The sequence below is a fragment of the Paraburkholderia sp. GAS38 genome, from assembly GCF_050434965.1.
Taxonomy (GTDB): domain Bacteria; phylum Pseudomonadota; class Gammaproteobacteria; order Burkholderiales; family Burkholderiaceae; genus Paraburkholderia; species Paraburkholderia phenazinium_A.
The window spans coordinates 325355-351806 of the sequence record NZ_JBNDJO010000005.1; the positions used below are offsets into that span (position 1 = coordinate 325355).

Below are 26452 nucleotides of genomic sequence, written 5' to 3' on the forward strand. Positions count from 1 at the left end.
CGGCTGGCCCGTGTGTTACATTTCGTCGTCAGACCGCAAAACTACCATACGCCCACCCCCGCCGCAGCATGTCCGAGCGAAACGAATCCGCCGCGCCACACGAACCCGGACAAGTCAGGCCAGTGCGCGGCGGCGACCATGTGGTGCTGCGTCACACCCTGAGGGTGCTGGCGGCCATTGCGCTGGTCATCTACTTCATCGCGGCGGCGCTCTTCATGGGGCTGCGCTACGGCTTGCTGCCACGGGTCGACGCGTTCCGGCCGCGCATCGAAGCACTCGTATCCGAGAAAATCCACGCGCAACTCAGCATCGGCAAACTGGCGCCGCACTGGACCGGTTTTCAGCCTGGCATCGACGTCACCAATCTGACCATTCGCGACCATGACGGCAAGGTCGGGCTCGCGATCCCGCACGCCACCGCCACGGTGTCGTGGAGTTCGCTGTGGCAACTCAAGCCGATCCTCTCGAGCCTGATCGTCGATCAGCCCGACGTGCTGATCGCGCGCGGCAGCGACGGCGCGCTATCGGTCGCCGGCGTCACGATGCCGAGCCGGCACACGGGCAACGACACCTTCACCACGTGGCTGCTGCGCCAGCAGGCCATCGTGCTGCGCGGCGGCACGCTGCGGTGGAAGGACGCGAGTCACGACGCGCCGGAACTGGCGCTGCAGAACATCCGGCTCGCCATCCTCAACGACGGCTACGACCACCACCTGGCGCTGCAGGCGCCGCCGGACGGCAGCGTGCTGCACGGTCCGCTCGACTTCCGCGCGCAATTCAAGCACGCGCCGCTCTCGGCGATCGGCAAGCCGATCAACTGGACCGGCCAGGCGTACGTGTCCACCGGCCCGGTCGACCTGCCCGCCCTTGCGCACTACATCGACTTCCCGATCGAGACCTTCGCGGGCCGGGTCGACAACGCCATCTGGATCGAGTTTGCGCAGGGCCGCATGAAATCGGCGAGCGGCGAGCTGGCCGGCACCAACGTCTCGATGCGGGTGCGTCCAACCCAGCCGCGCCTCGACGTGCCGACCGCCAGTTTCTCGTGGAAAGTCGAGGTGGCGGAGACGGGCGACTACACGCTGCAACTGAACCACCTGCACGCCGAACTGGGCCAGCCGCCGCTCGACGACGGCACGCCGCTCACCCGCACGCTCGCCTTGACGACGCTGACCGGCCACTACCGCAGGGCTTCCCTGCAGCACGGCCAGTTGATCAGCGTGACCGGCGACCGCGTCGACCTCGGGATCCTCGCCGAATTCAGCCGCGCGCTGCCGCTCTCCGGACACCTGCTCAACGAGCTGGTGCGCTTCAATCCGCGCGGGCTGGTGGCGAACTATCTGATCGAGGTCGAACGGGCCACGCCGAACTCCGGCGAAGCGGCCACCGAACATAACGCAAGCGGCGCCGAACCGATCGTGCGCTACCGTTTCAAGGCGGACCTGCAGGGCATCAGCGTGGCGGCCCAGGAACCGCCGCCGGGCTTGACCCCGCTCGGTCACCCGCGAGCCGGCTTGCCCGGGGTCGAGAACCTGTGGGGCAGCGTCGATGCCGACGAAACCCACGGCTCGATGACGATCGACACCAACAATGTGGCGCTCACGCTGCCGGGCGTGTTCGACGACCCGCGCCTCAAGTTCGACCGCCTGCAGGGGCGCGGCAACTGGACCGTCAAGCCGGCGGCGCCGGGCGAGGCGCATAAGGCGTTTGCGATCACCGTCCCGGAACTGAGCGTGACCAACGCGGACACCGCCGCAAAGGTCACCGCCGACTACAGCAACCCCGGCCACGGCCGTGGCTCGCTCGATCTGAAGGCCCAGTTCGATCACGCCCAGGTCACGCGCATCGTCCGCTACCTGCCCACCAGCATCAGCGAGAAACTGCGCACTTACCTCGGTCACGGGCTGCAGGCCGGCATGTCGCGCGGCGCGGTCATCGAGGTGCATGGCGACCTCACCAGGTTCCCCTACTCGCGCGATCCGAGTGCCGGTGTGTTCCATATCGTCGCGCCCTTCAAGGGCGGCAAGTTCGACCCCTCGCCGTATCCGCCGCGCCTGATGAAGGACGGCGTGACGCCGAACGTGTGGCCGGCGCTGGACGGCATCGACGGCACCTTCGAGCTGAAAGAGAACGTGCTGCGCTTCGATGTCGATCGCGCCCGTTACAAGCGCATCGCGCTCACCAAGGTCGGCGGCAAGATCGACGACCTGGGCACCAAGGCCTCGCCCCTCGTGATCAGCGGCGACGGCCATGGCCCGCTCGCCGACATGATCGATTACGTCAATGCGAGCGCGCTCGGCGGCCTGTCGAAGCACGTCGGCGAGAAGGTACGCGCCGACGGCCCCGCGTCGCTCGCGCTGAAGCTGACCGTGCCGCGCACGCCGAAGCCGCATATCGCCGTCGAGGGCGCGCTGGGCTTCCAGAACAACCGGCTGAGCATGGACAACGTGCCGCCCTTGTCGCAACTCACCGGCAAGGTTCGCTTCACCGAACACACCGCCCAGCTCGACCGGCTCTCCGGCCAGTTCCTCGGCGGCGACGTCCACGCCAACGGCGGGGTCAAGAACAACGGCAGCTATGCGCTCGACCTGAACGGCCACATTGCCGTCGATGCCGCACGCGGCCTGAACCTGCACGGTCCGGCCGCGCAAGTGCTCACGCGCATGAGCGGCAGCGCGCCCTACGACCTGAGCGTGAGCGGCGCGAAAGGGCGCCTGCCCGACGTTACCGCGAACTCCGACCTGAGCGGCCTCGCGCTCGACTTCCCCGCGCCGTTCAACAAGCCGGTCGGTCAGCCGATGCCGCTGCACTTCACCTTCAAGCCGGCCGTCCCGGCAAGCGACGCCGGCCTGCAGCGCGCCGACCTGCGGTTCGGCCCGATCGCCGCCACCTATCTGCTGCGCCATACGCCAGGGCAACCGCCGACGGTGGTGGTCGGCGCGGTGGGTGTCAACAAGCCGGCCGAACTGCCGACCGAAGGGGTGATCGCCGCGGTCGACATCGACAGTTTCGACGCCGACCAGTGGCGCGCGTTCGTCAACCAGATGCGCAGCAAGGAAGCTGCGGCTGCGCCCGCTGCGTCGGCTTCGGCTTCGGCGTCGGCCACCAGCGCGCCCAATCCGGCGCTGACGCAGTTCCTGCCGAACCGCTTTGCCGTGCACATCGGCATGCTGACGCTGCTCAAGCGCCACTGGGAAAGCGTGATCGTCGGCGCGTCGCGTGACAACGGCAACTGGCAGGCCAACGTCGCCTCGAATCAGGTGTCCGGGCACCTCGCCTGGCTGCCCGGTCCCGTCAAGGGCTCGCCCGGCACGCTGCAGGCCCGCCTCGCCCGTCTCGTGATTCCGTCCGCCACCGAAAACGACCTGCTCGGCCAGGCGATCTCGGCGCCGGCGCAGAACATGCCGTCGATCGATCTGGTGGTGAACGAGCTGATCGTGCGCGACCACAACATAGGCAGCCTGGAAGTCGACGCGCACAATTTCGAGGAAGACGGCGTCCCGGTCTGGCAACTGGACAAGCTCGACATCAGCAATCCGGCCGCCACCCTGACCGCGACGGCCAACTGGCGCACTTCGACGCGCCTCGGCGCCAATGCCGACGAAGACACGCCGAAGCGCACCGTGTTCGATTTCAAGCTCGACATCAAGGATGCCGGCGCCCTGCTCGAACGGGCCGGCCAGCCGCGCACGCTCAAGGGCGGCAGCGGCACGCTGTCGGGTAAGGTGGTCTGGCGCGGCGGCCCGACCCGCATCGACTACCCGACGCTGAACGGCAACCTCGCGGTCGACCTGCAGCACGGCCAGATCCTCAAGGTCGATCCGGGCGTCGCCAAGCTGCTGGGCGTGTTGAGCCTGCAAAGTCTCGCGCGCTTTGCGACGCTGAATTTCCGCGACGTGATCGGCGAGGGCCTGCCGTTCGAAAGCGTCAAGGGCACCGGGCAGATCAGCGACGGCATCGGCCGCACGGAGAACTTCCAGATGGTCACGGCGCCGGCCCGCGCCGAGATGACCGGCTCGGTCGACCTCGCGCAGGAAACCCAGGACCTGCATGTGCATATCGTGCCGACGATCAGCGCCGGCGCCGGCGTGGTCGCCGCCACCGTGATCAATCCGCTGTTCGGTCTCGCCGCACTGGTCGCCGATTTCGCGCTGTCCAAGTCGATTTCAAAAGCCTTCGCGCTGGACTATGCAATCACCGGTTCGTGGTCGAAACCGCATGTCGAGCGGGTGCGCAGCGATCGAGGTAAGATGGACCTGCCGGCTTCGACCGTGGAAGCGCATTGAGCCACCCCGCATTGACCACCGTGAGTGCCGTCTGACGATACTCGCGGCGCCGGACCGGCAACGGTACGCCCTTGATCGACACAGGCAGCGCCCGCAGTTCGCGCCAGCCTGCTCACTGCCGGGAGTCTTTCGAAACGCCCATGAGCGAACACCACGCCCACCCAACTTCCCCTGCCCTGTCCTGCCGCGTCGCCGCCCTGCAAATGGTCAGCACGCCGGATCGCGAGCGCAATCTGGCCGAGGCGGAACGCCTGATCGCCGAGGCCGCGGCCGACGGTGCGCAACTCGTCCTGCTGCCCGAATACTTCTGTTTCATGGGCTTCAAGGACACGGACAAACTCAACGTACGCGAACCCTACGGAGACGGCCCGATCCAGCGTTTTCTGGCGGATGCGGCGCGCCGCCACGGCGTCTGGGTGATCGGCGGCACGCTGCCGATCACCGCGCCGGAAGCCAGCCGCGTCCTCAATACCACGCTGGTTTTCAATCCACAGGGCGAAGAAGCGGCCCGCTACGACAAGATTCACCTGTTCAATTTCGAAAAAGGCGAAGAATCGTTCGACGAGGCGCGCACCATCCGGCCTGGCGAGGAAGTTCGCACCTTCAACGCGCCGTTCGGACGGGTCGGCCTGTCGGTCTGCTACGATTTGCGCTTTCCGGAGCTGTATCGCCGCATGGGCGATTGCGCGCTGATCGTGGTGCCCTCGGCCTTCACCTATACGACCGGCGCCGCGCACTGGGAAATGCTGCTGCGCGCCCGCGCCGTCGAAAACCAGTGCTACGTGCTCGCCGCGGCGCAAGGCGGCAAGCACGAGAACGGCCGCCGCACGTGGGGACATAGCATGCTGATCGACCCGTGGGGCGAGATCGTCGCGGTCCGCGACGAAGGCGCCGGCGTCGTCGCCGGGAATCTGGAGCGCGCACGCATCGACGAGGTCCGCCAAAGCCTGCCGGCCTGGCGCCACCGCGTGCTCACGAGCTAAAGCTGAACTGGACATTGAAAGTACGACGCCGCCCACCCATGTATGCGATGCGCGTGCGCCAACCGAACCCCTTTGTATCGAGCAGAACAGACCTCGCATGAATATCATCGAACCCGGTATCCGCAATCTCGCCACCGCCAAGGACGTGCTCCTCACGCCTTACGGCCTCGACGAAGCCGTGCTCACCCGCACGCTCGCCGAAATCTTCACGCACCGCATCGACTACGCGGACCTGTACTTCCAGGCCACCCGTAGCGAAGCATGGAGCCTTGAAGAAGGCATCGTGAAATCAGGCAGCTTCAGCATCGATCAAGGGGTGGGCGTGCGCGCCGTGTCAGGCGACCGGACCGCGTTTGCCTACTCGGACGACCTGTCGCCCGAGGCGATCCGCCAGGCGGCCCTCGCCACCCGCTCGATCGCCAAAGCCGGCGGCGGCAAGCAGAAGATCAAGGTGGCCTCGTCGCTGACCGGCGTGGCCGGGCGCGACCTGTATCTGCCGTCCGATCCGCTGCATTCGCTCGACGCGACCGCCAAGGTCAAGCTGCTCGAGCGCGTCGAACAGATGGCGCGCAGCCGCGATCCGCGCATCACCCAGGTGATGGCGGGTCTGGCCGGCGAATACGACGTGGTGCTGGTGGCGCGTAGCGACGGCGCGATGGCCGCCGACATCCGGCCGCTGGTGCGCGTCTCCGTCACGGTGATCGCCGAGCAGAACGGCCGCCGCGAGATCGGCAGCGGCGGCGGCGGTGGCCGCTTCGACTACGGCTATTTCACCGACGCCGTGCTGTCGAAGTACGTCGACGACGCCGTGCATGCCGCGCTGGTCAATCTCGACGCGCGCCCGGCCCCGGCCGGCGCGATGACGGTCGTGCTCGGACCGGGCTGGCCCGGCGTGTTGCTGCACGAAGCGATCGGCCATGGTCTGGAAGGCGACTTCAACCGCAAGGGCTCGTCGGCGTTCGCCGGACGCATCGGCGAGCAGGTGGCCGCCAAGGGCGTCACCGTGGTCGACGACGGCACGCTGCCGAACCGCCGCGGTTCGCTCAACATCGACGACGAAGGCAACCCGACCCAGTGCACCACGCTGATCGAGGACGGCATCCTGAAGGGCTATATCCAGGACACGCTGAACGCACGCCTGATGAAGATGCCGGTGACCGGCAACGCGCGCCGCGAATCGTACGCCGCCCTGCCGATGCCGCGCATGACCAACACCTACATGTTGAACGGCGACAAGGATCCGCGGGAAATCATCGCCTCGGTCAAAAACGGCCTGTACGCGGTGAACTTCGGCGGCGGCCAGGTGGACATCACCAACGGCAAGTTCGTGTTCTCGGCCTCCGAGGCCTACATGATCGAAAACGGCAAGGTCACCTACCCGGTCAAGGGTGCAACGCTGATCGGCAGCGGCCCGGAATCGCTCAAGTACGTCACCATGATCGGCAACGATATGGCGCTGGATTCGGGTGTGGGCGTCTGCGGCAAGGAAGGCCAAAGCGTGCCGGTGGGCGTCGGCCAGCCGACGCTGCGCATCGAGAAGATGACGGTCGGCGGCACGGCCTGATCGTCATCTGACGCATACTTCGCGCACGTTAAGCACGGAGTATGCGGATTATCCGCATTTTCGCAGCCCCCTGGTTGTCAACCGGGACTGCACGGGTTATAAAGTCACTCACCCTTTTTTGCCACAGACCTTACTTTCGCCATGTCCGCCAAGTTTTATTTTTACTTTTTTTGGCATCTCAGACCGCTGGCGGATCGAGAGGGGTGTTAGTGCACGTAAGGCACCCGAAATTCCCGAAAAACCGCCAGCGAGTCTGGCGGTTTTTTTTCGCCCTGCGCGAACACACTGCTCACGCTACGAATTGAATCCTGGAGAACAACCATGCCCCCACACAACACCGACGATGTCCGTATTCGAGAATTGAAAGAACTCACGCCGCCCGCCCACCTGATCCGCGAATTCGCCTGCGAAGAAGCGGTGTCGGACCTGATCTACCATTCGCGCCAGTCGATGCACCGCATCCTGCACGGCATGGAAGACCGGTTGATCGTGATCATCGGGCCATGCTCGATCCACGATACCAAGGCGGCGCTCGAATACGCGGGACGGCTGATCGAGCAACGCAAGCGCTTCGCCGGCGAGCTCGAAATCGTGATGCGGGTGTACTTCGAAAAGCCGCGTACGACGGTGGGCTGGAAGGGTCTCATCAACGACCCGCATATGGACAACAGCTTCAAGATCAACGAAGGTTTGCGCACCGCGCGCGAGCTGCTGTTGCGCATCAACGAACTCGGCCTGCCGGCCGGCACCGAATACCTCGACATGATCAGCCCGCAATACATCGCCGACCTGATCTCGTGGGGCGCCATCGGTGCACGCACGACGGAGTCGCAGGTGCATCGCGAACTGGCGTCGGGCCTGTCGTGTCCGGTGGGCTTCAAGAACGGCACCGACGGCAATGTGAAGATCGCCGTCGACGCCATCAAGGCGGCGTCGCAGCCGCACCATTTCCTGTCGGTGACGAAGGGCGGCCATTCGGCGATCGTCTCGACGGCAGGCAATGAGGACTGCCACATCATTTTGCGCGGCGGCAAGACGCCGAACTACGACGCGGACAGCGTCAACGCAGCGTGCGCCGATATCGGCAAGGCCGGCCTCGCGGCACGTCTGATGATCGACGCGAGCCACGCCAATAGCTCGAAGAAGCACGAAAACCAGATTCCGGTCTGCGCGGACATTGGCCGTCAGGTTGCCGGCGGCGACGAGCGGATCGTCGGCGTGATGGTGGAGTCGCACCTCGTGGCCGGCCGCCAGGATCTGAAGGAAGGCTGCGAGCTGACCTACGGTCAGAGCGTGACCGATGCGTGCATCGGCTGGGACGAAAGCATCGCCGTGCTGGAAGGCCTCGCCGAAGCAGTCAGGCAGCGCCGCGTGGCGCGCGGCAGCGGAAATTAAGCGGCCACGCTGCGCGGTAATCCTCGGCAGCATCGCAAGCCCGGCTCGGTGAGCCGGGCTTTTTTTCGTCCTGTCACAGGCCGTTGCGAATCATTTAGTTGGCCGAACGGCCGAATGGTGGCGCGCCCCCCATCCCTGTAACGTAGGTACCCATGGCGGGAACGGAAAGGTATTGAGTTTCCCGGAAGATGGGTATACAATTTTATACATGCAAGGGACACATGGGGAACGAGAAAGAAATCCGCTGGGTAGGCTCCAGCTACAACGATCTGCTGGCATTCCTAGAGGAACCGCGTCGGCAAGCCGGCTTTCAACTGGGCAAAATCCAGGCAGGTCTTGACCCGGACGACTGGAAGCCCTTCGCGGCGGTCGGCCCAAGTACGCGTGAAATCCGCGTCAAGGAGAGTGACGGCATTTACCGGGTGATGTACGTAAGCAAGTTTGAGGAAGCCATTTATGTACTGCACTGCTTCCAGAAAAAAACCCAGGCCACCAGCCGACATGACTGTGAGATTGCAGAGGTGCGGTATCGCGCCATAGTCAACGAGAGAAAGGTATTGCAATGACGATCGACACCAAAATCCGTCACGTAACCAAGCCGGGAGACAACCTCTTCCTTGAGCTCGGATTTGCCCCTGAAGAAGCGGCGCGGCTGCACGCGGCGTCGCAGAAACAGATCAACGACACGCGGCTGCTGAAGGAACAGTTGATGACCGAACTGTCCAGCTGGATCGACGAACACCATCTTAAGCAGGCCGAAGCGGCCGAGATCCTGATGGTGTCGCGCCCGCGGGTATCCGACGTGGTCAACAAGAAGACCGCCAAATTCACCATCGACACACTGGTGGAAATGATGAGCCGGATCGGCAAGCCGGTTACGCTGGCCGTCGGCTGACGCGCGCCGGGTCGGTGCGTGGGGTTTGCCTCGCGTTTGTCCTGTGCTTGCCTCGCGTTCAATCATGCGCCTGGCTTTTACTCGACTGTCCCCGAGCCGAACACCTCGGTATGAATGCGCCCGGCGTCCACACTGAGCGCCACCAGCGCGTCGCGTTGCGCCTGCATGAACGGAACCGGTCCACAGATGTAGTAATCCGCATCGGGCACGCCGCCCTGCGCGAGGAGTTTCGTCAGGTCGAGACGGCCCTCGAAGTCGTAATCCACGCCTTGCCTGTCGGTCGCGTCAATCGCTTCGTAGAACACCGCACGCGCGACGTTCGGATGCGCCGCAACCGTGTCGTTCAACCACTGCCGGAAGGCATGCACGCGGCCGTTACGGCACGCATGGACAAAGGTCACCCGGCGCGGACTCCGCTCGGCAAGCAGCGTCGACAGCATGGAGATCATCGGCGTCACGCCCACGCCGCCGCTCACCAGCACAACAGGCGTCGTCCGGGCGCGCTCGAGCGTGAAGTCGCCCATCGGCGCGCTGACATGCACAATCGTGCCGGCCTCGACACCATCGTGCAGCAGGTTCGACACATGACCCGCCGGCGTGTCTTCACGTCCCGCTTCACGCTTCACGGAGATGCGCAACCAGTGTCCATTCGGTGCGTTGGACAGGCTGTACTGACGCGGTTGATCGACACCCAGCTCATCGACAAAACGCTTCACGCTCAGATACTGGCCGGGTTCGAAGCTGCATGCCGGCGAACCGTCCGCAGGCGCCAGATAAAACGACGCGATCTCGTCGCTCTCGATCTCTTTGCGCGCTACCACGAAGGGCCGGAAGCCGGTCCATGCGGCGCCGCTATAAAGCCTGGCTTCGGCGCCGATCATGATGTCCGCGAGTTGCCCATAGGCCGCTTCCCACGCGTCGAGGGTCGGCTTGTCCACCGCATCGCCAAGCACATCGACGATCGCACCCAACAGATGCCGTCCCACGATCGGATAGTGCTCCGGGCGGATGTTCAGGCTTGCATGCTTGTGGGTGATCCGCGAGACGGCTGAGCCAAGTACGCCGAGATTGTCGATGTTCGCCGCGTAGGCGTAGACCGCCCGCGCGAGGGTTTCCGGCTGGCTGCCGCTGATCTGGTGGGTCTGGTTGAAGACGTTCTTCAACTCTGGATGGTGCGCAAACATGCGCTTGTAGAAGTGCCGGGTAATCGTCGTGCCGTGCGCGGCCAGAACGGGAACCGTGGCTTTGACGCGGGCAATCTGGTCAGTTGTCAGTGTGCTCATTGCGATGTCCTCGCTTAAAGATGCATTTACAATACATCTTTAATGAGACACTGAAACCCCGGCATTTTGTCGCAGTGCAGCGTGCCGGCTGGACGCCTCGTCTATGCAGGTGCCTTACTTCGAGCCGCGCTGATGCTGCCAGAGCACATCGCTGCCGCCGTCCGCCCGATTGAGCACGCGCGCCAGCACAAACAGCAGATCGGACAGGCGGTTGACGTATTGGCGCGGCGCAGCGTTGATGGTCTCACTCTGGCCGAGCGCCACAATGGCGCGCTCGGCGCGCCGGCACACCGTCCGGCACACGTGCGCGAGCGCGGCCGGCCGCGAGCCGCCGGGCAAAATGAATTCCTTGAGCGGCGGCAGCGTCGCGTTGTATTCGGCGAGCCATCCGTCGAGCTGGCCGAGATGCCTGTCAGTAATCATCGTGTGGCCGGGGATGCACAGCTCGCCGCCCAGATCGAACAGATCGTGCTGGATCGCCGTGAGCGCCGAGCGCACGTCGTCCGGCAAGGTTTCGCACAGCAGCACGCCGAGATTCGAATTGAGCTCGTCCACCTCGCCGATCGCCGTGATCCGCAAGTCGTCCTTGCGCACCCGGCGGCCGTCGCCGAGACCCGTGGTGCCATCGTCGCCGGTGCGGGTGGCGATCTTGCTCAAGCGGTTGCCCATGATATGTGCCGTCCTTTCAGTGTCCGAAGCGCCTGCCATTCACCGGGCGCACGCATTCAACGCATTCCACGCTTCTGCCACGCTCCTTCCACGCACATCCCGATAACGCCGCCATTATAGGATCGGCCGTCCGGCCAGGCGCCGGCCGCCGGACGATCGGCGTAAAATGAATCAGAAGCTACAGACGCCATGCCCGTCACCAGGAGACACGTGTGAATCATCCCGCGCCGCCGGCCCCCTTGCGCCGTCCCTTCCCCGCCGAACTGCTCACCTCGCTCAAGTCCGCTTTCGGAGAGCGCGTCTCGACCGCCGAAGCCGTGCGCGCCCACCATGGCCGCGACGAGTCCCCGTTCGACCCGCAATTGCCCGACGCCGTAGTGTTCGCGCGCAATACGGAAGACGTGCAGACCATCGTCAGGCTTTGCGGGCAGCACGATGTGCCGATCATCCCTTATGGCAACGGGTCGTCGCTGGAAGGCCATCTGCTGGCGGTCCAGGGCGGCGTGTCGATCGATCTGTCCGAGATGAATCAGGTGCTGTCCATCAACGCGGAAGACCTCACCGTCACCGTCGAGCCGGGCATCTCGCGCAAGCAACTGAACGAAGCGCTGCGCGACACGGGCCTGTTCTTCCCGATCGACCCAGGCGCGGACGCGAGCATCGGCGGCATGTCCGCGACGCGCGCCTCAGGCACCAACGCCGTGCGCTACGGCACGATGCGCGAGAACGTGCTCGGCCTCACCGTCGTGCTGGCGGACGGCCGCGTCATCAAGACCGGCACGCGAGCCCGCAAGTCGTCGGCGGGGTATGACCTGACGCGCCTGTTCGTCGGCTCGGAAGGCACGCTCGGCGTCATCACCGAAATCACCCTGCGGCTCTATCCGCAACCGGAAGCCGTCTCGGCAGCGGTGTGCACGTTTCCGTCGATGGGCGACGCGGTGCGCGCCGTCATCGAAACCATTCAGATGGGCGTGCCGATTGCGCGCGTGGAGTTTGTCGATTCGCTCGCCATCCGCTCGATCAACCGCCACTCCAACCTCACGCTGCGCGAAGCGCCCACGCTCTTCTTCGAATTCCACGGCACCGAAGCCGGCGTGAAGGAGCAGGCTGAAACGGTGCAGGAGATCACCGCGCAGAACTCAGGCGAAGGCTTCGAATGGGCCACCCGTCCTGAAGACCGAAGCCGTCTGTGGAACGCGCGGCACAACGCCTATTTCGCCATGCTGCAACTGAAGCCCGGCTGCCGCGCCGTGACCACCGACGTGTGCGTGCCGATCTCGCGGCTCGCGGAATGCGTGGTCGAAACCGAACAGGATCTGCTGGCCTCGCCGCTGCCTTGCCCGATCGTCGGGCACGTGGGCGACGGCAATTTCCACGTCGCGATCCTGATCGACCCGGCCAAGCCCGAAGAGCTGGTCGAGGCCGAGCGCCTCAACCAGCGCATCGTGCAGCGCGCGTTGCGGATGGACGGCACCTGCACGGGCGAACATGGCGTCGGTCTGCACAAGATGGGCTTCCTGCTGGAAGAACATGGCGAGGTCGCCGTCGACACGATGCGCTCGATCAAGCACGCGCTTGACCCACGCAATCTGATGAACCCCGGCAAGATTTTCTCCTGGGCCGCTTAAGCCTCGCCCGCTGACACCTGTCACACCTCGCGCGGCATGACCGCGCCCCGGCGCAACAGAGTACGAGGAGACGAAAGATGAACGCACCCGCCGAACTGTCGGCTGAAGTGCTCGCGCAGCGCCAACGCGAGGTCGTGCAGGCACTGATGGCCGTGCTGCCGACCCACTGCCTGCTCTACCGCGAGGAAGACACCGTCGCCTACGAGTGCGACGGTCTCGCCGCCTACCGCCGGCTGCCGCTGGCGGTTGCCTTGCCGGAAACCGAATCGCAGGTGCAGCGCATCGTGCAGATCTGCCACCGGCTCGATGTGCCGATCGTGCCGCGCGGCGCCGGCACGGGTCTGTCGGGCGGCGCCATGCCGATCCGCCACGGCGTCGTGGTGTCGCTCGCGCGCTTCAGAAAAATCGTCGAAGTGGATTCATATGCGCGTACCGCTACGGTTCAACCGGGCGTGCGCAACCTCGCTATTTCTGAAGCCGCCGCGCCCTATGGGCTCTACTACGCTCCCGATCCTTCGTCGCAGATTGCCTGCACGATCGGCGGCAACGTGTCGGAAAATTCCGGCGGCGTGCACTGCCTGAAATACGGCCTGACCGTGCACAACGTGCTGCGGGTGCGGGCCATTACGATGGAAGGCGAAGTGGTCGAGTTCGGCTCGCTCGCGCCCGACGCGCCCGGGCTCGACCTGCTGGCGGTACTGATCGGCAGCGAAGGGATGTTCGCGATCGTCACCGAAGTCACCGTCAAGCTGATCCCCAAGCCGCAGACCGCGCAGGTCGTGATGGCGAGTTTCGACGACGTCGTGAAAGGCGGCGATGCGGTCGCCGGCATCATCGCGGCGGGCATCATTCCGGCCGGTCTGGAGATGATGGACAAGCCGGCGACGCGCGCCGTCGAAGAATTCGTCAACGCCGGTTACGATCTCGACGCCGCCGCCATCCTGCTATGCGAGTCGGACGGCACGCCCGAAGAAGTGGCCGACGAAATCGTCCGCATGACGGCCGTGCTGCGCGAGCACGGCGCGACGCGCATCCAGATTTCGCGCTCCGAAAGCGAACGCCTGCGCTTCTGGTCCGGGCGCAAGAACGCGTTCCCGGCGGCGGGCCGCATCTCCCCGGACTACTACTGCATGGACGGCACGGTGCCGCGTCGCAGTATCGGACCGCTGCTGGCGCGCATCGAGGTGATGGAAAAGAAGTACCAGCTGCGCTGTATCAACGTTTTCCATGCCGGTGACGGCAACATGCATCCGCTGATCCTGTTCAACGGCAACGATCTGGACGAGTGGCACCGGGCCGAGGCGTTCGGCTCGGACATCCTCGAGACGTGCGTCGAATTGGGCGGCACGGTGACGGGGGAACATGGCGTCGGCATCGAAAAGATCAATTCCATGTGCGTGCAGTTCTCGCCCGAAGAACGCGATGCGTTTCACGCCGTCAAGCGGGCTTTCGACCCGCCCGGCCTGCTGAACCCGGACAAGGGCATCCCTACGCGAGCGCGCTGCGCCGAGTACGGCAAGATGCACGTGCGCGGCGGCTTGTTGCCGCATCCGGACTTGCCGCGCTTTTAGGCGGCTTCCCCCGATCCACCGACAACCCGATGCGGGTCCGCTCCGGGTTGTCAGCACGCCTCTGCCAGGTACAATCGAGCGAAACACAACGAAGCAGGACACCATGGAAGAGGACGACACCGTCGCCGCATGGTCCGAACGCATCCGTTCGGCCACCGCCGAAGGCCGCCCGCTACGCATTCGCGGCGGCGGCACCAAGGACTGGTACGGGCAGACGCTGGAGGGAGACATCCTCGACACGCGCGCGCATCGCGGCATCATTGCGTATGACCCGGCCGAGCTGGTCATCACCGCACGCGCCGGCACGCCGCTGCTGGAAATCGAGGCGGCGCTGGCCGACCATGCCCAGATGCTCGCCTTCGAGCCGCCCCATTTCGGGCCCAGCGCCACCCTGGGCGGTTGCATCGCGGCCGGCATCGCCGGTCCGCGTCGCCCGTCCGCCGGGGCCGCGCGCGACTTCGTGCTCGGCGCGGTCATCATGAACGGCCAGGGCCAGGTGCTCCATTTCGGCGGCCAGGTGGTAAAAAATGTGGCCGGTTACGACGTCTCGCGGCTGTTGGCCGGTTCGCTCGGCACCCTCGGCCTGATCCTCGAGTTGTCGGTGAAAGTGTTGCCGTTGCCGAAGGCCGAAGCCACGCTCAAATTCGACATGAACGGCACCGACGCCGTGCGCAAGCTCAACGAATGGGGCGGCAGGCCGCTGCCGATCACCGCGAGCGCGTGGCGCAACGGCACGCTCGCGGTGCGTCTCGCCGGCGCCGAAGCGGCCGTCAAATCGGCGCGCTCGGCGCTGGGCGGCGAGGTGGTCGATGCCGTCGAAGCCGAACGTTTCTGGGCCGGCCTGCGCGAGCAGACCGACCCGTTCTTCGCGGCCATTGGACCGAAGAACGCCCTGTGGCGCCTCGCGCTGCCGTCGATCACCGAGCCGCTGCAACTGCCGGGCGCCCAGTTGATGGAATGGGGCGGCGGCCAGCGCTGGTGGATCACCGACACCGACGCGCAAACCGTGCGCATCAGCGCCAAACAGGCGGGCGGGCACGCCACCATCTTCCGCACCGGTCACGGCTATGACCGCAGCGCGGGCGTGTTCACACCCTTGCCCGCCCCGCTGATGAAAATCCACCGTGGCCTGAAAGCCGCTTTTGACCCAGCCCGCATCTTCAATCGCGGCCGGCTGTACCCCGACTTCTGAGCGGCGCGATGCAAACCAACCTCGCGGAATTCATTCGCCACACCCCCGACGGCGCCGAAGCCGACGCCATCCTGCGCAAGTGCGTGCATTGCGGCTTCTGCACCGCCACCTGCCCGACCTACCAGTTGCTCGGCGACGAGCTGGACGGACCGCGCGGGCGCATCTATCTGATCAAGCAGATGGTCGAAGGCGCGGAGGTGACGCGCAGTACCCAGACCCATCTGGATCGCTGCCTGACCTGCCGCAATTGCGAAACCACCTGCCCATCGGGCGTGCAGTATGGGCGACTGGTGGAAATCGGCCGCAAGATCACCGAAGAAAAGGTGACCCGTCCTTTCGGCCAACGGCTGCTGCGCCGCGTGCTGGCGAGCTTCGTGCCGAACAGCGCGCTATTCACGCCGGCCATGCGGCTCGGCCAGCACGTGCGCGCATTCTTGCCGAAGAAGTTGCGCGACAAGGTGCCGGCGCGCCAGCGCCCGCTCGAGTGGCCCGTCGCCAAGCACGAACGCAAGATGCTGATGCTCGCCGGTTGCGTGCAGCCGGCCATGATGCCGAACGTCAACATCGCCACGGCGCGCGTGCTCGATGCGCTCGGCGTCGAGACGATCGTCGCCGCCGAAGCCGGCTGCTGCGGCGCGATCCGGCTGCATCTGGGCTACAACGACGAAGCGCTCGACGATATCCGCGCCAATATCGACGCCTGGTGGCCGTACGTCGAACAGGGCGTGGAGGCGATCGTGATGAACGCTTCCGGCTGCGGCGCCACGGTCAAGGAATACGCGCACCTGCTGCGCCACGATCCGGCGTATGCCGAGAAAGCGCGGCGCATTGTCGGACTGACGCGCGACATCTCCGAGATCCTGCCGGAGTTCGAAGAGTCGCTCGTCGCCGTGACGCGCCGCCGCGCCGTCCATACCGTGGCGTTCCATCCGCCCTGCACGCTGCAGCACGGTCAGCAGTTGCGCGGCCAGGTCGAGCACGTGCTGGCCGCGCTCGGCATCGAAGTGCGTCTGCCGGCGGACAGCCATCTGTGCTGCGGTTCGGCCGGCACCTATTCGCTGACGCAGCCCACGCTCTCGTATGCGTTGCGCGATCAGAAGCTCGAGAAGCTGCAGGCCCAGGAACCGCAGGTCATCGTCTCGGCCAACGTGGGTTGCATTGCGCACCTGCAAAGCGGCACCTCGACGCCGGTGGCGCACTGGATCGAACTCGTCGAGCACATGCTGTACGCGTGATGAACGAGATGGCGCGGCGGGGGTCCGTATAATCCGGTACATCGTCCCTGTGCAGATTTCTCCTGACGTCTCATGCCCGATCTCGTACACAACCTCCACGCGGTTCTGGAGCGGATTGCCCTCGCCGCGCAACTCGCGGGACGCGACCCGCGTTCGGTCGCCCTCCTCGCGGTGTCGAAGACGTTTCCCGCCGAAGACGTGCGCGCCGCGCATGCGGCCGGCCAGCGTATGTTCGGCGAAAACTACGTGCAGGAATCGTTGACGAAGATCGAGGCGCTGGCGGACCTGCGCGCATCGCTCGAATGGCATTTCATCGGGCCGCTGCAATCGAACAAGACGCGCCCGGTTGCGGAGAATTTCGACTGGGTGCATTCGGTCGACCGGCTGAAGATTGCGCAGCGGCTCGCCGAACAGCGTCCGGCGCATTTGCCACCGCTCAATGTGTGCCTGCAGGTGAACGTGAGCGGCGAGGCGTCGAAAGCCGGTGTGACGCCGGCTGAAGCGGCCGAAGCGGCGCACGCGATCGCCGCCCTGCCGCAACTGCGCCTGCGCGGTCTGATGTCGATTCCCGAACCGGCCGAAACCATCGAAGCACAACGCGCGCCGCATCGCCAGCTACGCGAACTGTTCGAGCGGCTCCGTGCCGACGGACTCGAACTGGATACGCTGTCGATCGGCATGTCGGGCGATCTCGAAGCCGCGGTGCTCGAAGGCGCGACGATCGTGCGCGTCGGCACGGCGATTTTCGGCGCCCGCGATTACTCCCACTGACCTCTCCCGGATCATCATGAAAATTGCCTTCATCGGCGGCGGCAACATGGCTGCTGCAATCATCGGCGGCCTGATCAAACACGGCGTCGCGCCGACCGACCTGTACGCGATCGACCCCAACGAAGACGCCCGCAAGCGCAACGAGCAACAGTTCGGCGTTCGCACGGGCGCCGGCGCGGATGCCGCGCTCGCGCCGTTCGACGCGATCGTGCTGGCCGTCAAGCCGCAGATTCTCAAGACGGTGGCGGAAGGACTGGCGCCGCATCTCGGCGACAGGCAGGTGGTGATCAGCATTGCCGCGGGGATTCGCAGCAGCAATCTGTCGCGCTGGCTCAACGGCCATCAACGCATCGTGCGTGTGATGCCCAATACCCCTGCGCTGATCGGCATGGGCGTCGCCGGCCTGACGGCGACGGGCAGTGTCGACGCAGCAGACCGTGCGCTCGCCGCCCAGGTGCTGGGCGCGGTGGGCGAGACCGTCTGGTTCGACGACGAAGCGAAGATCGATGCCGTGACCGCCATCTCGGGTAGCGGGCCGGCCTACGTGTTCTACTTCATCGAAGCGCTGCAGGAAGCCGCGCGCCAGCTCGGCATGGACGAAGCGCAAGGCCGCGCGCTGGCCGTCGCAACCTTCACCGGCGCCGCACAACTGGCTGCGCAATCCGACGAGCCGCCGGGTGTGTTGCGCGAACGGGTGACGTCGAAAGGCGGTACGACGGCGGCCGCGCTTGCCTCGTTCGACGCGAGCGGCATCAAGGATGCGATCGTGCGCGGCGTGCTGGCGGCCGATGCGCGTGCCAAGGAAATGGGCGACGAGTTCGGCAAGCTGTAAGGGGGATCGAGCGGCCCGCGGCGAACCACCTAGCCGCTTCAGTCCGGCAGACTGCGCGGCCGCGCTGCGCCGCCCTCAGAACGACGCAGCCGCGTAGTGCGCCGCAATCCCCACAAACAGCGCGCCGCCCAGCCAGTTGTTATGGCGAAAGGCGGCGAAGCACGGCATGCGCTCGCGATTGCGGATCAGCGTGTAGTGGTAAATCGCGCAGCCCGCGGCCGCGGCCCAGCCGAGCCAATACAGCGGACCAAAACCCAGCGTCAAGCCAATACGAATGTAGATGCCGAGCGTGAACGCGTAGCACAGCATGATCGCAAAGACATCGTAGCGGCCGAAGGTCAGCGCCGAGGTGCGGATGCCGATCTTGATGTCGTCGTCGCGATCGACCATGGCGTATTCCGTGTCGTACGCCACCGACCAGAACACGTTGGCAAGCAGCATCAGCCAGGCGAGCATCGGCACATGGCCCTGCACGGCGGCAAAGGCCATCGGGATGCCGAACCCGAAGGCGATGCCCAGATACGCCTGCGGGATCGCGAAGAAACGCTTGGTGAACGGATACGAACCCGCCACGAACAGCGCCGCCACCGAGAGCTCTTTGGTCAGCGTATTGAGCGGCAGAATCAGCAGAAACGACACCAGCGCGAGCGCCGCGGCCAGCACCAGCGCTTCCCACGCCTTGATCTTGCCCGAGGTGATCGGCCGGTTTTCGGTGCGCTTCACGTAGCGGTCGAAATCGCGGTCGGCATAGTCGTTGACGGCGCAACCGGCCGAGCGCATCAGGATCGTGCCCAGCGTGAAGATCACCAGCAGCGACAGCGATGGACGCCCTTCCGACGCAATCCACAGCGCGTTGAGTGTCGGCCAGAGCAGCAGCAGGCTGCCGATCGGCTTGTCCATGCGGACGAGGCGCAGAAACAGGGGAAGTCGGGCGAACATGGGCGGGCGTCGTCAAGTGCAGGCGGTGGCCACATTTTAAGGTATGTGCGCGAGGGGCACTGCGAAAGCGCGCAGCGCAATGGCGCGCCGTTTCGGTTTAAGTTCGGCCCACCAAAAACAAAGCCTCCCGTTCAGGGAGGCCCGGTACTTCAGCTCGCTACCGCTTAAGCCAGCATCGAACGCAGCATCCACGCGGTCTTTTCGTGCGTCTGCATGCGTTGCGTGAGCAGGTCGGCGGTCGGCTCGTCGTTGGCGGCTTCCGTTGCCGGGAAAATGCCGCGCGCGGTGCGCACCACGGCTTCCTGGCCTTCCACCAACTGGCGAATCATCTCTTCCGCTGCGGGCACGCCGTCCGCTTCCGGGATCGACGACAGCTTCGCAAACTCCTTGTAGCTGCCCGGCGCATGCACGCCCAGCGCACGGATGCGTTCGGCGATCGAATCGACGGCCAGCGCCAGTTCGTTGTACTGCGTCTCGAACATCAGGTGCAGCGTGTTGAACATCGGACCCGTGACGTTCCAGTGGAAGTTATGGGTCTTCAGATACAGCGTGTACGTGTCGGCGAGCAGATGCGACAGGCCGTCGGCGATCTTCTTGCGATCCTTGTCGCTGATACCAATGTTGACGTGTTGCACGGTTTCTTTTTTGGCCATGACGACTCCTTTTGACGAGTGGTGCGAAGCGGCAGGCAGAGCACGATGCGCCAATGCGCAAACCCTGTACCTGCGAACGTCCGCCAGTTTATCGTACAAATACGCAAACTTTGCACGACCGCTGCCCGCGAGCCGCGTTGCACACCAACGCCAGACCGTCAGCAACCTGAGGTTGCCCACACCACCAGGGCGTTGCCCTCGGCTGTGTCTTCACTCGCGTTACTTTGCGTAGTGATGGGCTTCGACCTTCCACAAATATTCGTCCACGGCACGCGAGATCTGGGTGAAGAGATCGGATGTCGTCGGATCTCCAGCGCTACCCGACTCGACGATCGCCGCAAGCATCTGCTGTCCGTATTTCGCAAGCGCACCCGCGATCTGGCGCACGTGGTCATTGCCGTCCTGCCATTCGAGCGAATACCGTTCGAGCGGCGTTTTGTCCGCCACCTGCTGGACCCGGCCGTCGGCCGTGCCGCCGAGGGCGACGAGACGCTCCGCACTCAGATCGGCCCACTCGATAGCGGCAGTGTGAAGCTCGTCGAACAGCAAATGCAGCGCGATGAAGTTGGGACCCTTCACGTTCCAGTGCGCCTGCTTCGCCTGCCGCTGCATGTCGATCGCGGTGACGAGCGAATGGCCGAGCAGATCCACAGACTCGCGCCGAATCTCTTGCGGCAGGGTATTGCGCGTAGGGTGAAGCGACATGACAACCTCCGTGTGAAAAGTGCAAAAAACTTCGTCGGTCAGGGTTAGTGGCCCGACAGGTGTTGCAGCGCGTGCGACGCGATCAACGCATAGCCGCTCGTCACGATGGCGAGCCCGACCAGCTTGCGCGAGAAGTTGCCGCCAAACACCATCCGTGCGTCACGCGCGAGCCGTGCGCTGCCGGTACTCAACATATGGACCATGATCGTTCTCCTTCGCTTCGTCTTCGAACCGGCAAGACGCCCATGCGCTCGCCATCACTATCGGATCGGCCCAGGCGGTGTGCTTTCACCGCCTGAGCCTGCAGCACCTGCCGGCCCCGTTAGCCGGCATCGCGCATGCTTCGCTTGATACTTACTTCGCAGCCTTCTGGAGTGCCGCCAGCGCAGCCGCCACCCCTTCCGCATACGCCGGATCGATCCGGCGGAAATGCTCCATCTGACGCGCGACGATCTCTTGCGGCACACCGTTGATATGGCGTGCGATGTTGCCGAAGAAGCGCTCGCGTTGCGCCGCGTCGAACAGCCGGAACAGCGCGGCCGGCTGGCTGTAGTAGTCCTCGTCTTCGCGATGCTCGTAGCGGTCCACCACGCCCGCGGCGAGCGGCGGCTCGGCTGCGTTGCGGTCCTGCGCGAAGTCGCCGAAGCGGTTCGGCTCGTAGTTCACCGTCGCGCCGAGATTGCCGTCCGTGCGCATCCCACCGTCACGATGGAACGAATGCTGACGCTGCACACGCGGAGCATTCACCGGGATCTGGTGGTGGTTGATCCCGAGGCGATAGCGCTGCGTGTCGCCGTACGAAAACAGACGCCCCTGCAACAGACGGTCGGGCGAGAAGCCGATGCCCGGCACCACGTTGGCCGGCGTAAAGGCCGCCTGCTCGACGTCCGCGAAGTAGTTCTGCGCGTTGCGGTTCAGCTCGATCGTGCCGACGTCGATCAGCGGGTAGTCCTTGTACGGCCACACCTTGGTGATGTCGAACGGGTTGTAGCGATACGTCGCCGCATCCGCTTCCGGCATCACCTGAATGCAGAAGCGCCATCTCGGGAAGTTGCCGCTGTCGATGTTGCCCACCAGATCGCGCTGCGCGCTTTCACGGTCTTGCGCGACGACCTGGGCCGCTTCGGCGTCGGTGAAATTCTCGATACCCTGCATCGACTTGAAGTGGAACTTCACCCAGAAGCGCTCATCCTTGGCGTTGATGAACGAGAACGTGTGCGAGCCGAAGCCGTGCATCTGACGGTAGTTCTGCGGAATGCCGCGATCGCTCATCAGGATCGTCACCTGGTGCAGCGACTCCGGATGACGCGACCAGAAGTCCCATGCCGCCACGTTGCTGCGCAGGTTCGTGTACGGATCGCGCTTTTGCGTGTGAATGAAGTCCGGGAACTTGAGCGGATCGCGGATGAAAAACACCGGCGTGTTGTTGCCGACGATGTCCCAGTTGCCCTCTTCCGTGTAGAACTTGATCGAGAAGCCGCGCACGTCGCGTTCCGCGTCGGCGGCGCCGCGCTCGCCTGCTACCGTCGAAAAGCGCATGAACAGCGGCGTTTCCTTGCCGACCTCAGCGAACACCTTGGCCTTCGTGTAGCGCGAGATGTCCTGCGTCACCTTCAGCGTGCCGAACGCGCCCGAGCCTTTGGCGTGCACACGACGCTCCGGAATCACTTCGCGGTCGAAGTGCGCCAGCTTTTCGAGCAGCCAGACGTCTTGCAGTACGACCGGGCCACGGACGCCGGCGGTCATCGAATTCTGGTTGTCGGCGACGGGCGTGCCGGCCGCGGTAGTAAGTTTGCTTTCAGACATCGTGTATTCCTGGTGAGGTAGTGTTGTTGTGAGGAAAGCAGGCTGCGCGCGCGGTCTTGCGATGCAGCGGCCCACCCGTCCGGAAGACGACTCAGGCGCTCAGCGCGCGGTCGACCAGCAACGAGAACGCAACGGTGCGCATGCTGCTCAGCGACGCAGCAAGGCGATTGACCGGCACAGTACGTTGGGTGGAAAGCGGCTGGGATTGCTGCGCGTGAGACTGGGTCATGACTTCCTCCGTGTCTTGTGGGATCGGGTGATCCATGGAGGAAACTATAACAATGCTATCGAAAATTAGTATTTGATTAATTTTATCTATTCGATAGGGGCCGACGCTATCGGCCCGAAGTGCTGCCGGCCAGCGCCCGCGGCGGCGCCGGCCTTGCCTCGAAAGGCGTGCTCAGTTCACCGCGACGGGCAGATCGAGCTTGTTCACGCCGGGCAGATCGCAGGCGTTGATGGCGTCGCAGATCGCGTCGATGGCGGGCATGCGCGTGAAGCTCTTGCGCCAGGCCAGCACCACCCGGCGATCCGGCACCGGTTCGTCGAAGGCCACATAGCTGAGCAGCCCCGCATCGATGCCGCCCGCATGCGCCTTCACTTCATGCACCGACATGCGCGGCAGAACCGTGATGCCGACGCCGCTCGCCACCATATGGCGAATCGTCTCGAGCGACGAGCCTTCGAACGTCTTCTGGATGCCGTCCGCATTCTGCGAGAAGCGCATCAGCTCGGGGCACACGCCCAACACGTGATCGCGGAAACAATGACCGCTGCCGAGCAACAGCATGGTTTCCTGCTTGAGGTCGTCCGGATCGATCTTCGCGCGGTGTTCCCAGGCATGGCCGGACGGCAGCGCCACGACGAACGGCTCGTCGTAGAGCGGGCGCAGCATCAGGCCCGTTTCCGGGAACGGCAGCGCCATGATGGCGACGTCGATCTCGCCCTGCTTGAGCAACTCGATCAGCTTGAGCGTGTAATTCTCCTGCAGCATCAACGGCATCTGCGGGACGCGCTTGATCATCTGCTTGACCAGCGTGGGCAGCAGGTACGGTCCGATCGTATAGATCACGCCAAGGCGCAGCGGCCCAACCAGCGGGTCTTTGCCCTGCTTGGCGATTTCCTTGATGGCAAGCGTCTGCTCCAGCACCCGTTGCGCCTGGGTGACGATCTGCTCGCCGATGGGCGTGACACTGACTTCGCTCGTACCGCGCTCGAAAATCTGCACGTTCAACTCGTCTTCGAGCTTTTTGATCGCCACCGACAGCGTCGGCTGGCTGACGAAACACGCCTCGGCCGCGCGGCCAAAATGCCGCTCGCGAGCAACCGCGACGATATATTTCAATTCAGTGAGCGTCATTGGGGACCAATCAGTGCGATGAATTCGATAGGTTTCAGTTATACACCTATGGGGCCAATTCGCCAACCACCCCCGGCACCCGGGATTGCCCGTAAAGGTTACCGACCGTCACCGTTACGTTCGACGTCTTCGGCGACACGCCCGCTTCGAACCGTCGTTCGGACCTTCGCTGGACCTGCATTCGGACTGTCAGGCCTTCAGGTACTGTTCACGCGCCCCGAGCCAGCGCGCCAGATGCTGGGTGACGACGTCCGGATGCGCTTGCAGCAGGTGCGCCGCCGCTTCGCGCGCCGGCTCGATCAGCCAGCCGTCCTGCTCGAGGTCGGCAAACCGCAGCATGGCGGCGCCGGACTGGCGCGCGCCGAGAAACTCGCCGGGGCCACGGATTTCGAGGTCGCGGCGGGCGATTTCGAAGCCGTCGGTGGTTTCGCGCATGGTTTGCAGACGGGCGCGGGCCGTCATCGAGAGCGGTCCGGTGTAAAGCAGCACGCAGACGGACGCCGCGCTGCCCCGCCCGACCCGACCGCGCAACTGATGCAACTGCGCGAGGCCGAAGCGTTCAGCATGCTCGATCACCATCAACGACGCGTTCGGCACGTCCACACCCACTTCGATCACCGTGGTCGCCACCAGCAACTGCACCTCGTTGCGGGTGAACGCGTCCATCACCGCCGCCTTTTCCGCCGGCGCGAGCCGCCCGTGCACGAGACCCACGTTCAGTTCGGGTAACGCCGCGATCAGCGTTTCGTAGGTTTCGACGGCGGTCTGAAGCTGCAGCGTCTCGCTTTCTTCGATCAGCGGACACACCCAGTAGACCTGGCGCCCCGTCAGCGCCGCCTCGCGCACGCGGCCGATCACCTCCTCGCGGCGCGCGTCGGAGACGAGCTTGGTCAGGATCGGCGTGCGGCCGGGCGGCAACTCATCGATGGTCGAGACGTCGAGATCCGCGTAGTAGGTCATCGCCAGCGTGCGAGGGATCGGTGTGGCGGACATCATCAACTGGTGCGGCTGGAAACCGCTCGCGCCGTCCGCCGCGTTCCGCCCCGGAGGAAGTCCCCCTGGGGGATGCGCCTTGGCGCGCAGCGCGAGCCGCTGCGCGACGCCGAAACGGTGCTGTTCGTCGACGATCACGAGGCCAAGACGCGCGAACTCCACGGCATCCTGAATGATCGCGTGCGTGCCGATCACCAGTTGCGCGGTGCCGAGCGCCGCGGCTTCGATCGCCGCACGCTTTTCCTTTGTCTTCAGACTGCCGGCCAGCCACGCGACGCTCACCCCGAGCGGCTCCAGCCAGCCGCGCAGCTTGCGCGCGTGTTGTTCGGCGAGGATTTCGGTGGGCGCCATCAGGGCGGCCTGATAACCGGCGTCGATAGCCTGCGCGGCGGCCAGCGCGGCGACGATGGTCTTGCCGCTGCCCACGTCGCCTTGCAAGAGGCGCTGCATCGGGTGAGGCTGGGTCAGATCCAGCGCGATCTCGCCGCCCACGCGCTCCTGCGCACGGGTCAGCGAAAACGGCAGCGCCTTCAGGAGACGCGCCACCAGCGAGGCCGGGTCGTCGGCCGTCCGCCGCGGCATGCTCGGCGCCGCGCGAGTGCGGCGCTCGTCGTGCGCGCGCTTGAGCGACATCTGCTGCGCGAGCAGTTCCTCGAACTTGATCCGCACCCAGGCGGGGTGCGTGCCGTCCATCAGCGCGGTTTCATCGGAATCCACGCCCGGGTGATGCAGCATGCGCACCGCCTCCATCAGCGGCGGCACGCCGAGCGGCTGCAAGTACGTCCTGGCGACGGCTTCCGGCAACAATTCCGGCAACGCCGTGCGCGACAGCGCGTTATCAATGGCTTTGCGCAGATACGCCTGGCTCACCCCCGCCGTGCTCGGATAGACAGGCGTCAGCGCCTGCGGCAAGGGCGTGTCGCCGTCGACGACGCGCACCGCCGGATGCACCATCTCCATCCCGAAGAAGCCGCCACGGACGTCGCCGCGCACGCGCAGCCGCGCGCCGATCGCCATCTGCTTGACCTGCGAGCCGTAGAAATTCAGAAAGCGCAGCACCAGTTCGTCGCCGTCTTCGTCACGCAGTTTGACCAGCAACTGACGGCGCGGACGATAGGCGATCTCGTTGTCGAACACCACGCCTTCGGTCTGCGCGATGCCGCCTGGCAACAGATGCGCGATCGGCGTAAGCGAAGTCTCGTCCTCGTAGCGCATCGGCAGATGCAGGACCAGATTGATGTCGCTTGTGAGGCCGAGTTTGGCGAGCTTGTCCACGGTTTTGGCGAGCGCCGGCGTGGCCTTGTCCGCGGTCTTGGCGGCCTTGGATGTCTTCGCCGTCTTCGGTGTTCTGGACGTCTCGCCCGTCCCGGCGACCTTGGTCACCTTGGCCGCTTTGGCTTCTTTCCCCGGTCCGGCATTGAGCAGTTCGCCCCCCTTGCCGCGGGCGGCGGGGCGCTTCGGCTCGGCGCTCACTTCGTCAGTAGCAGAGGGCAAACGGCGGTCGGACAAAGGCATGGGCTGCTTCGCAAGTACAATATCGGCTTTCAAAGGTTTCGCGGCCTCGCAGCGCGCCGGCTGGAACCAGCCGTGTGGCGCCGCTGCGGCGTCCCGCAATCATAGCCGCACGCCGCGGGGCTTCGGTGCAATTCCGCCCGGCTTCGGCCCAATTCCGTTTCGTTTCACGTCCAGCAT

The 26452-nt window shown here is 65.0% G+C and carries 22 protein-coding genes; 12 read left to right on the forward strand and 10 right to left on the reverse strand.

What is annotated here, in order from left to right; translation table 11 throughout:
• Positions 1-68: 68 nt before the first annotated feature.
• The 6 genes from P3T42_RS14865 (at position 69) to P3T42_RS14890 (ending at position 9123) form a co-directional block, all read left to right on the forward strand.
• Positions 69-4286, forward strand: a complete 4218-nt coding sequence (locus P3T42_RS14865) for a YhdP family protein (protein WP_429306468.1) — start codon at positions 69-71, stop codon at positions 4284-4286.
• Between the two features lie 140 nt (positions 4287-4426).
• A complete protein-coding gene (locus tag P3T42_RS14870; RefSeq protein WP_429306469.1) occupies positions 4427-5269 on the forward strand; it encodes a carbon-nitrogen hydrolase family protein in 843 nt (280 codons plus the stop codon).
• A 97-nt stretch (positions 5270-5366) separates the two neighbouring features.
• The gene (gene tldD, locus P3T42_RS14875; RefSeq protein WP_074302377.1) at positions 5367-6833 is read left to right on the forward strand and encodes a metalloprotease TldD; all 1467 of its coding nucleotides are present in this window, start codon (positions 5367-5369) and stop codon (positions 6831-6833) included.
• A 321-nt stretch (positions 6834-7154) separates the two neighbouring features.
• Complete coding sequence (gene aroG / locus P3T42_RS14880; RefSeq protein ID WP_429306470.1) at positions 7155-8228, forward strand: 3-deoxy-7-phosphoheptulonate synthase AroG; 1074 nt, start codon at positions 7155-7157, stop codon at positions 8226-8228.
• Positions 8229-8449: 221 nt separating this feature from the next.
• Positions 8450-8794, forward strand: a complete 345-nt coding sequence (locus tag P3T42_RS14885; RefSeq protein ID WP_429306471.1) for a type II toxin-antitoxin system RelE/ParE family toxin — start codon at positions 8450-8452, stop codon at positions 8792-8794.
• Positions 8791-9123, forward strand: coding sequence for a helix-turn-helix domain-containing protein (locus tag P3T42_RS14890; protein ID WP_074302380.1), 333 nt, complete (start codon positions 8791-8793; stop codon positions 9121-9123). Before P3T42_RS14885 ends, P3T42_RS14890 begins: the two co-directional genes overlap by 4 nt.
• 77 nt (positions 9124-9200) lie before the next feature.
• Here P3T42_RS14890 and hmpA read toward each other — a convergent pair whose 3' ends face one another.
• Positions 9201-10406 (reverse strand): NO-inducible flavohemoprotein, encoded by a 1206-nt coding sequence (gene hmpA / locus P3T42_RS14895; protein ID WP_429306472.1) that lies wholly within the window; start codon positions 10404-10406, stop codon positions 9201-9203.
• A gap of 114 nt (positions 10407-10520) precedes the next feature.
• A complete protein-coding gene (locus P3T42_RS14900; protein ID WP_074302382.1) occupies positions 10521-11075 on the reverse strand; it encodes a cob(I)yrinic acid a,c-diamide adenosyltransferase in 555 nt (184 codons plus the stop codon).
• Between the two features lie 212 nt (positions 11076-11287).
• Here P3T42_RS14900 and P3T42_RS14905 point away from each other — a divergent pair, with 212 nt between their 5' ends.
• The 6 genes from P3T42_RS14905 (at position 11288) to proC (ending at position 18304) form a co-directional block, all read left to right on the forward strand.
• A complete protein-coding gene (locus P3T42_RS14905; RefSeq protein ID WP_074302383.1) occupies positions 11288-12703 on the forward strand; it encodes an FAD-binding oxidoreductase in 1416 nt (471 codons plus the stop codon).
• 77 nt (positions 12704-12780) lie between these two features.
• Positions 12781-14274, forward strand: coding sequence for an FAD-linked oxidase C-terminal domain-containing protein (locus P3T42_RS14910; RefSeq protein WP_074302384.1), 1494 nt, complete (start codon positions 12781-12783; stop codon positions 14272-14274).
• 103 nt (positions 14275-14377) lie between these two features.
• Positions 14378-15466 carry a glycolate oxidase subunit GlcE gene (gene glcE, locus P3T42_RS14915; RefSeq protein ID WP_074302385.1) on the forward strand — a complete coding sequence of 363 codons (1089 nt, stop codon included), beginning with the start codon at positions 14378-14380 and terminating at the stop codon, positions 15464-15466.
• A gap of 8 nt (positions 15467-15474) precedes the next feature.
• Entirely contained in the window at positions 15475-16701 is a 1227-nt protein-coding gene (gene glcF / locus P3T42_RS14920; RefSeq protein ID WP_074302386.1) for a glycolate oxidase subunit GlcF, read from the forward strand.
• A gap of 72 nt (positions 16702-16773) precedes the next feature.
• Positions 16774-17472 carry a YggS family pyridoxal phosphate-dependent enzyme gene (locus P3T42_RS14925; protein ID WP_429306473.1) on the forward strand — a complete coding sequence of 233 codons (699 nt, stop codon included), beginning with the start codon at positions 16774-16776 and terminating at the stop codon, positions 17470-17472.
• 16 nt (positions 17473-17488) lie between these two features.
• On the forward strand, positions 17489-18304 hold the full coding sequence (proC, locus tag P3T42_RS14930; RefSeq protein WP_429306474.1) for a pyrroline-5-carboxylate reductase: 816 nt from the start codon (positions 17489-17491) through the stop codon (positions 18302-18304).
• A 75-nt stretch (positions 18305-18379) separates the two neighbouring features.
• Here proC and ubiA read toward each other — a convergent pair whose 3' ends face one another.
• From ubiA to recG, 8 genes are all read right to left on the reverse strand, one after another.
• Positions 18380-19243, reverse strand: a complete 864-nt coding sequence (gene ubiA, locus P3T42_RS14935) for a 4-hydroxybenzoate octaprenyltransferase (protein WP_074302389.1) — start codon at positions 19241-19243, stop codon at positions 18380-18382.
• Between the two features lie 164 nt (positions 19244-19407).
• Complete coding sequence (locus P3T42_RS14940) at positions 19408-19896, reverse strand: Dps family protein (protein ID WP_074302390.1); 489 nt, start codon at positions 19894-19896, stop codon at positions 19408-19410.
• A 219-nt stretch (positions 19897-20115) separates the two neighbouring features.
• Entirely contained in the window at positions 20116-20601 is a 486-nt protein-coding gene (gene dps, locus P3T42_RS14945) for a DNA starvation/stationary phase protection protein Dps (RefSeq protein WP_429306475.1), read from the reverse strand.
• A 44-nt stretch (positions 20602-20645) separates the two neighbouring features.
• Positions 20646-20804, reverse strand: coding sequence for a hypothetical protein (locus tag P3T42_RS14950; RefSeq protein WP_171991774.1), 159 nt, complete (start codon positions 20802-20804; stop codon positions 20646-20648).
• Positions 20805-20955: 151 nt separating this feature from the next.
• The gene (locus tag P3T42_RS14955) at positions 20956-22407 is read right to left on the reverse strand and encodes a catalase (RefSeq protein WP_429306476.1); all 1452 of its coding nucleotides are present in this window, start codon (positions 22405-22407) and stop codon (positions 20956-20958) included.
• A 91-nt stretch (positions 22408-22498) separates the two neighbouring features.
• Entirely contained in the window at positions 22499-22636 is a 138-nt protein-coding gene (locus P3T42_RS14960) for a hypothetical protein (RefSeq protein WP_171991775.1), read from the reverse strand.
• Between the two features lie 171 nt (positions 22637-22807).
• Complete coding sequence (locus tag P3T42_RS14965) at positions 22808-23767, reverse strand: LysR substrate-binding domain-containing protein (protein WP_074302393.1); 960 nt, start codon at positions 23765-23767, stop codon at positions 22808-22810.
• Positions 23768-23956: 189 nt separating this feature from the next.
• Positions 23957-26275, reverse strand: coding sequence for an ATP-dependent DNA helicase RecG (gene recG, locus P3T42_RS14970; RefSeq protein ID WP_429306477.1), 2319 nt, complete (start codon positions 26273-26275; stop codon positions 23957-23959).
• Between the last annotated feature and the right edge of the window lie 177 nt (positions 26276-26452).

Coding starts and splice junctions, on each gene's coding strand:
- P3T42_RS14865 (WP_429306468.1), top strand. CDS start 69: ATGTCCGAGCGAAACGAATCCGCCGCGCCACACGAACCCGGACAAGTC.
- P3T42_RS14870 (WP_429306469.1), top strand. CDS start 4,427: ATGAGCGAACACCACGCCCACCCAACTTCCCCTGCCCTGTCCTGCCGC.
- tldD (WP_074302377.1), top strand. CDS start 5,367: ATGAATATCATCGAACCCGGTATCCGCAATCTCGCCACCGCCAAGGAC.
- aroG (WP_429306470.1), top strand. CDS start 7,155: ATGCCCCCACACAACACCGACGATGTCCGTATTCGAGAATTGAAAGAA.
- P3T42_RS14885 (WP_429306471.1), top strand. CDS start 8,450: ATGGGGAACGAGAAAGAAATCCGCTGGGTAGGCTCCAGCTACAACGAT.
- P3T42_RS14890 (WP_074302380.1), top strand. CDS start 8,791: ATGACGATCGACACCAAAATCCGTCACGTAACCAAGCCGGGAGACAAC.
- hmpA (WP_429306472.1), bottom strand. CDS start 10,406: ATGAGCACACTGACAACTGACCAGATTGCCCGCGTCAAAGCCACGGTT.
- P3T42_RS14900 (WP_074302382.1), bottom strand. CDS start 11,075: ATGGGCAACCGCTTGAGCAAGATCGCCACCCGCACCGGCGACGATGGC.
- P3T42_RS14910 (WP_074302384.1), top strand. CDS start 12,781: ATGAACGCACCCGCCGAACTGTCGGCTGAAGTGCTCGCGCAGCGCCAA.
- glcE (WP_074302385.1), top strand. CDS start 14,378: ATGGAAGAGGACGACACCGTCGCCGCATGGTCCGAACGCATCCGTTCG.
- glcF (WP_074302386.1), top strand. CDS start 15,475: ATGCAAACCAACCTCGCGGAATTCATTCGCCACACCCCCGACGGCGCC.
- P3T42_RS14925 (WP_429306473.1), top strand. CDS start 16,774: ATGCCCGATCTCGTACACAACCTCCACGCGGTTCTGGAGCGGATTGCC.
- proC (WP_429306474.1), top strand. CDS start 17,489: ATGAAAATTGCCTTCATCGGCGGCGGCAACATGGCTGCTGCAATCATC.
- ubiA (WP_074302389.1), bottom strand. CDS start 19,243: ATGTTCGCCCGACTTCCCCTGTTTCTGCGCCTCGTCCGCATGGACAAG.
- P3T42_RS14940 (WP_074302390.1), bottom strand. CDS start 19,896: ATGGCCAAAAAAGAAACCGTGCAACACGTCAACATTGGTATCAGCGAC.
- dps (WP_429306475.1), bottom strand. CDS start 20,601: ATGTCGCTTCACCCTACGCGCAATACCCTGCCGCAAGAGATTCGGCGC.
- P3T42_RS14950 (WP_171991774.1), bottom strand. CDS start 20,804: ATGGTCCATATGTTGAGTACCGGCAGCGCACGGCTCGCGCGTGACGCA.
- P3T42_RS14955 (WP_429306476.1), bottom strand. CDS start 22,407: ATGTCTGAAAGCAAACTTACTACCGCGGCCGGCACGCCCGTCGCCGAC.
- P3T42_RS14960 (WP_171991775.1), bottom strand. CDS start 22,636: ATGACCCAGTCTCACGCGCAGCAATCCCAGCCGCTTTCCACCCAACGT.
- P3T42_RS14965 (WP_074302393.1), bottom strand. CDS start 23,767: ATGACGCTCACTGAATTGAAATATATCGTCGCGGTTGCTCGCGAGCGG.
- recG (WP_429306477.1), bottom strand. CDS start 26,275: ATGCCTTTGTCCGACCGCCGTTTGCCCTCTGCTACTGACGAAGTGAGC.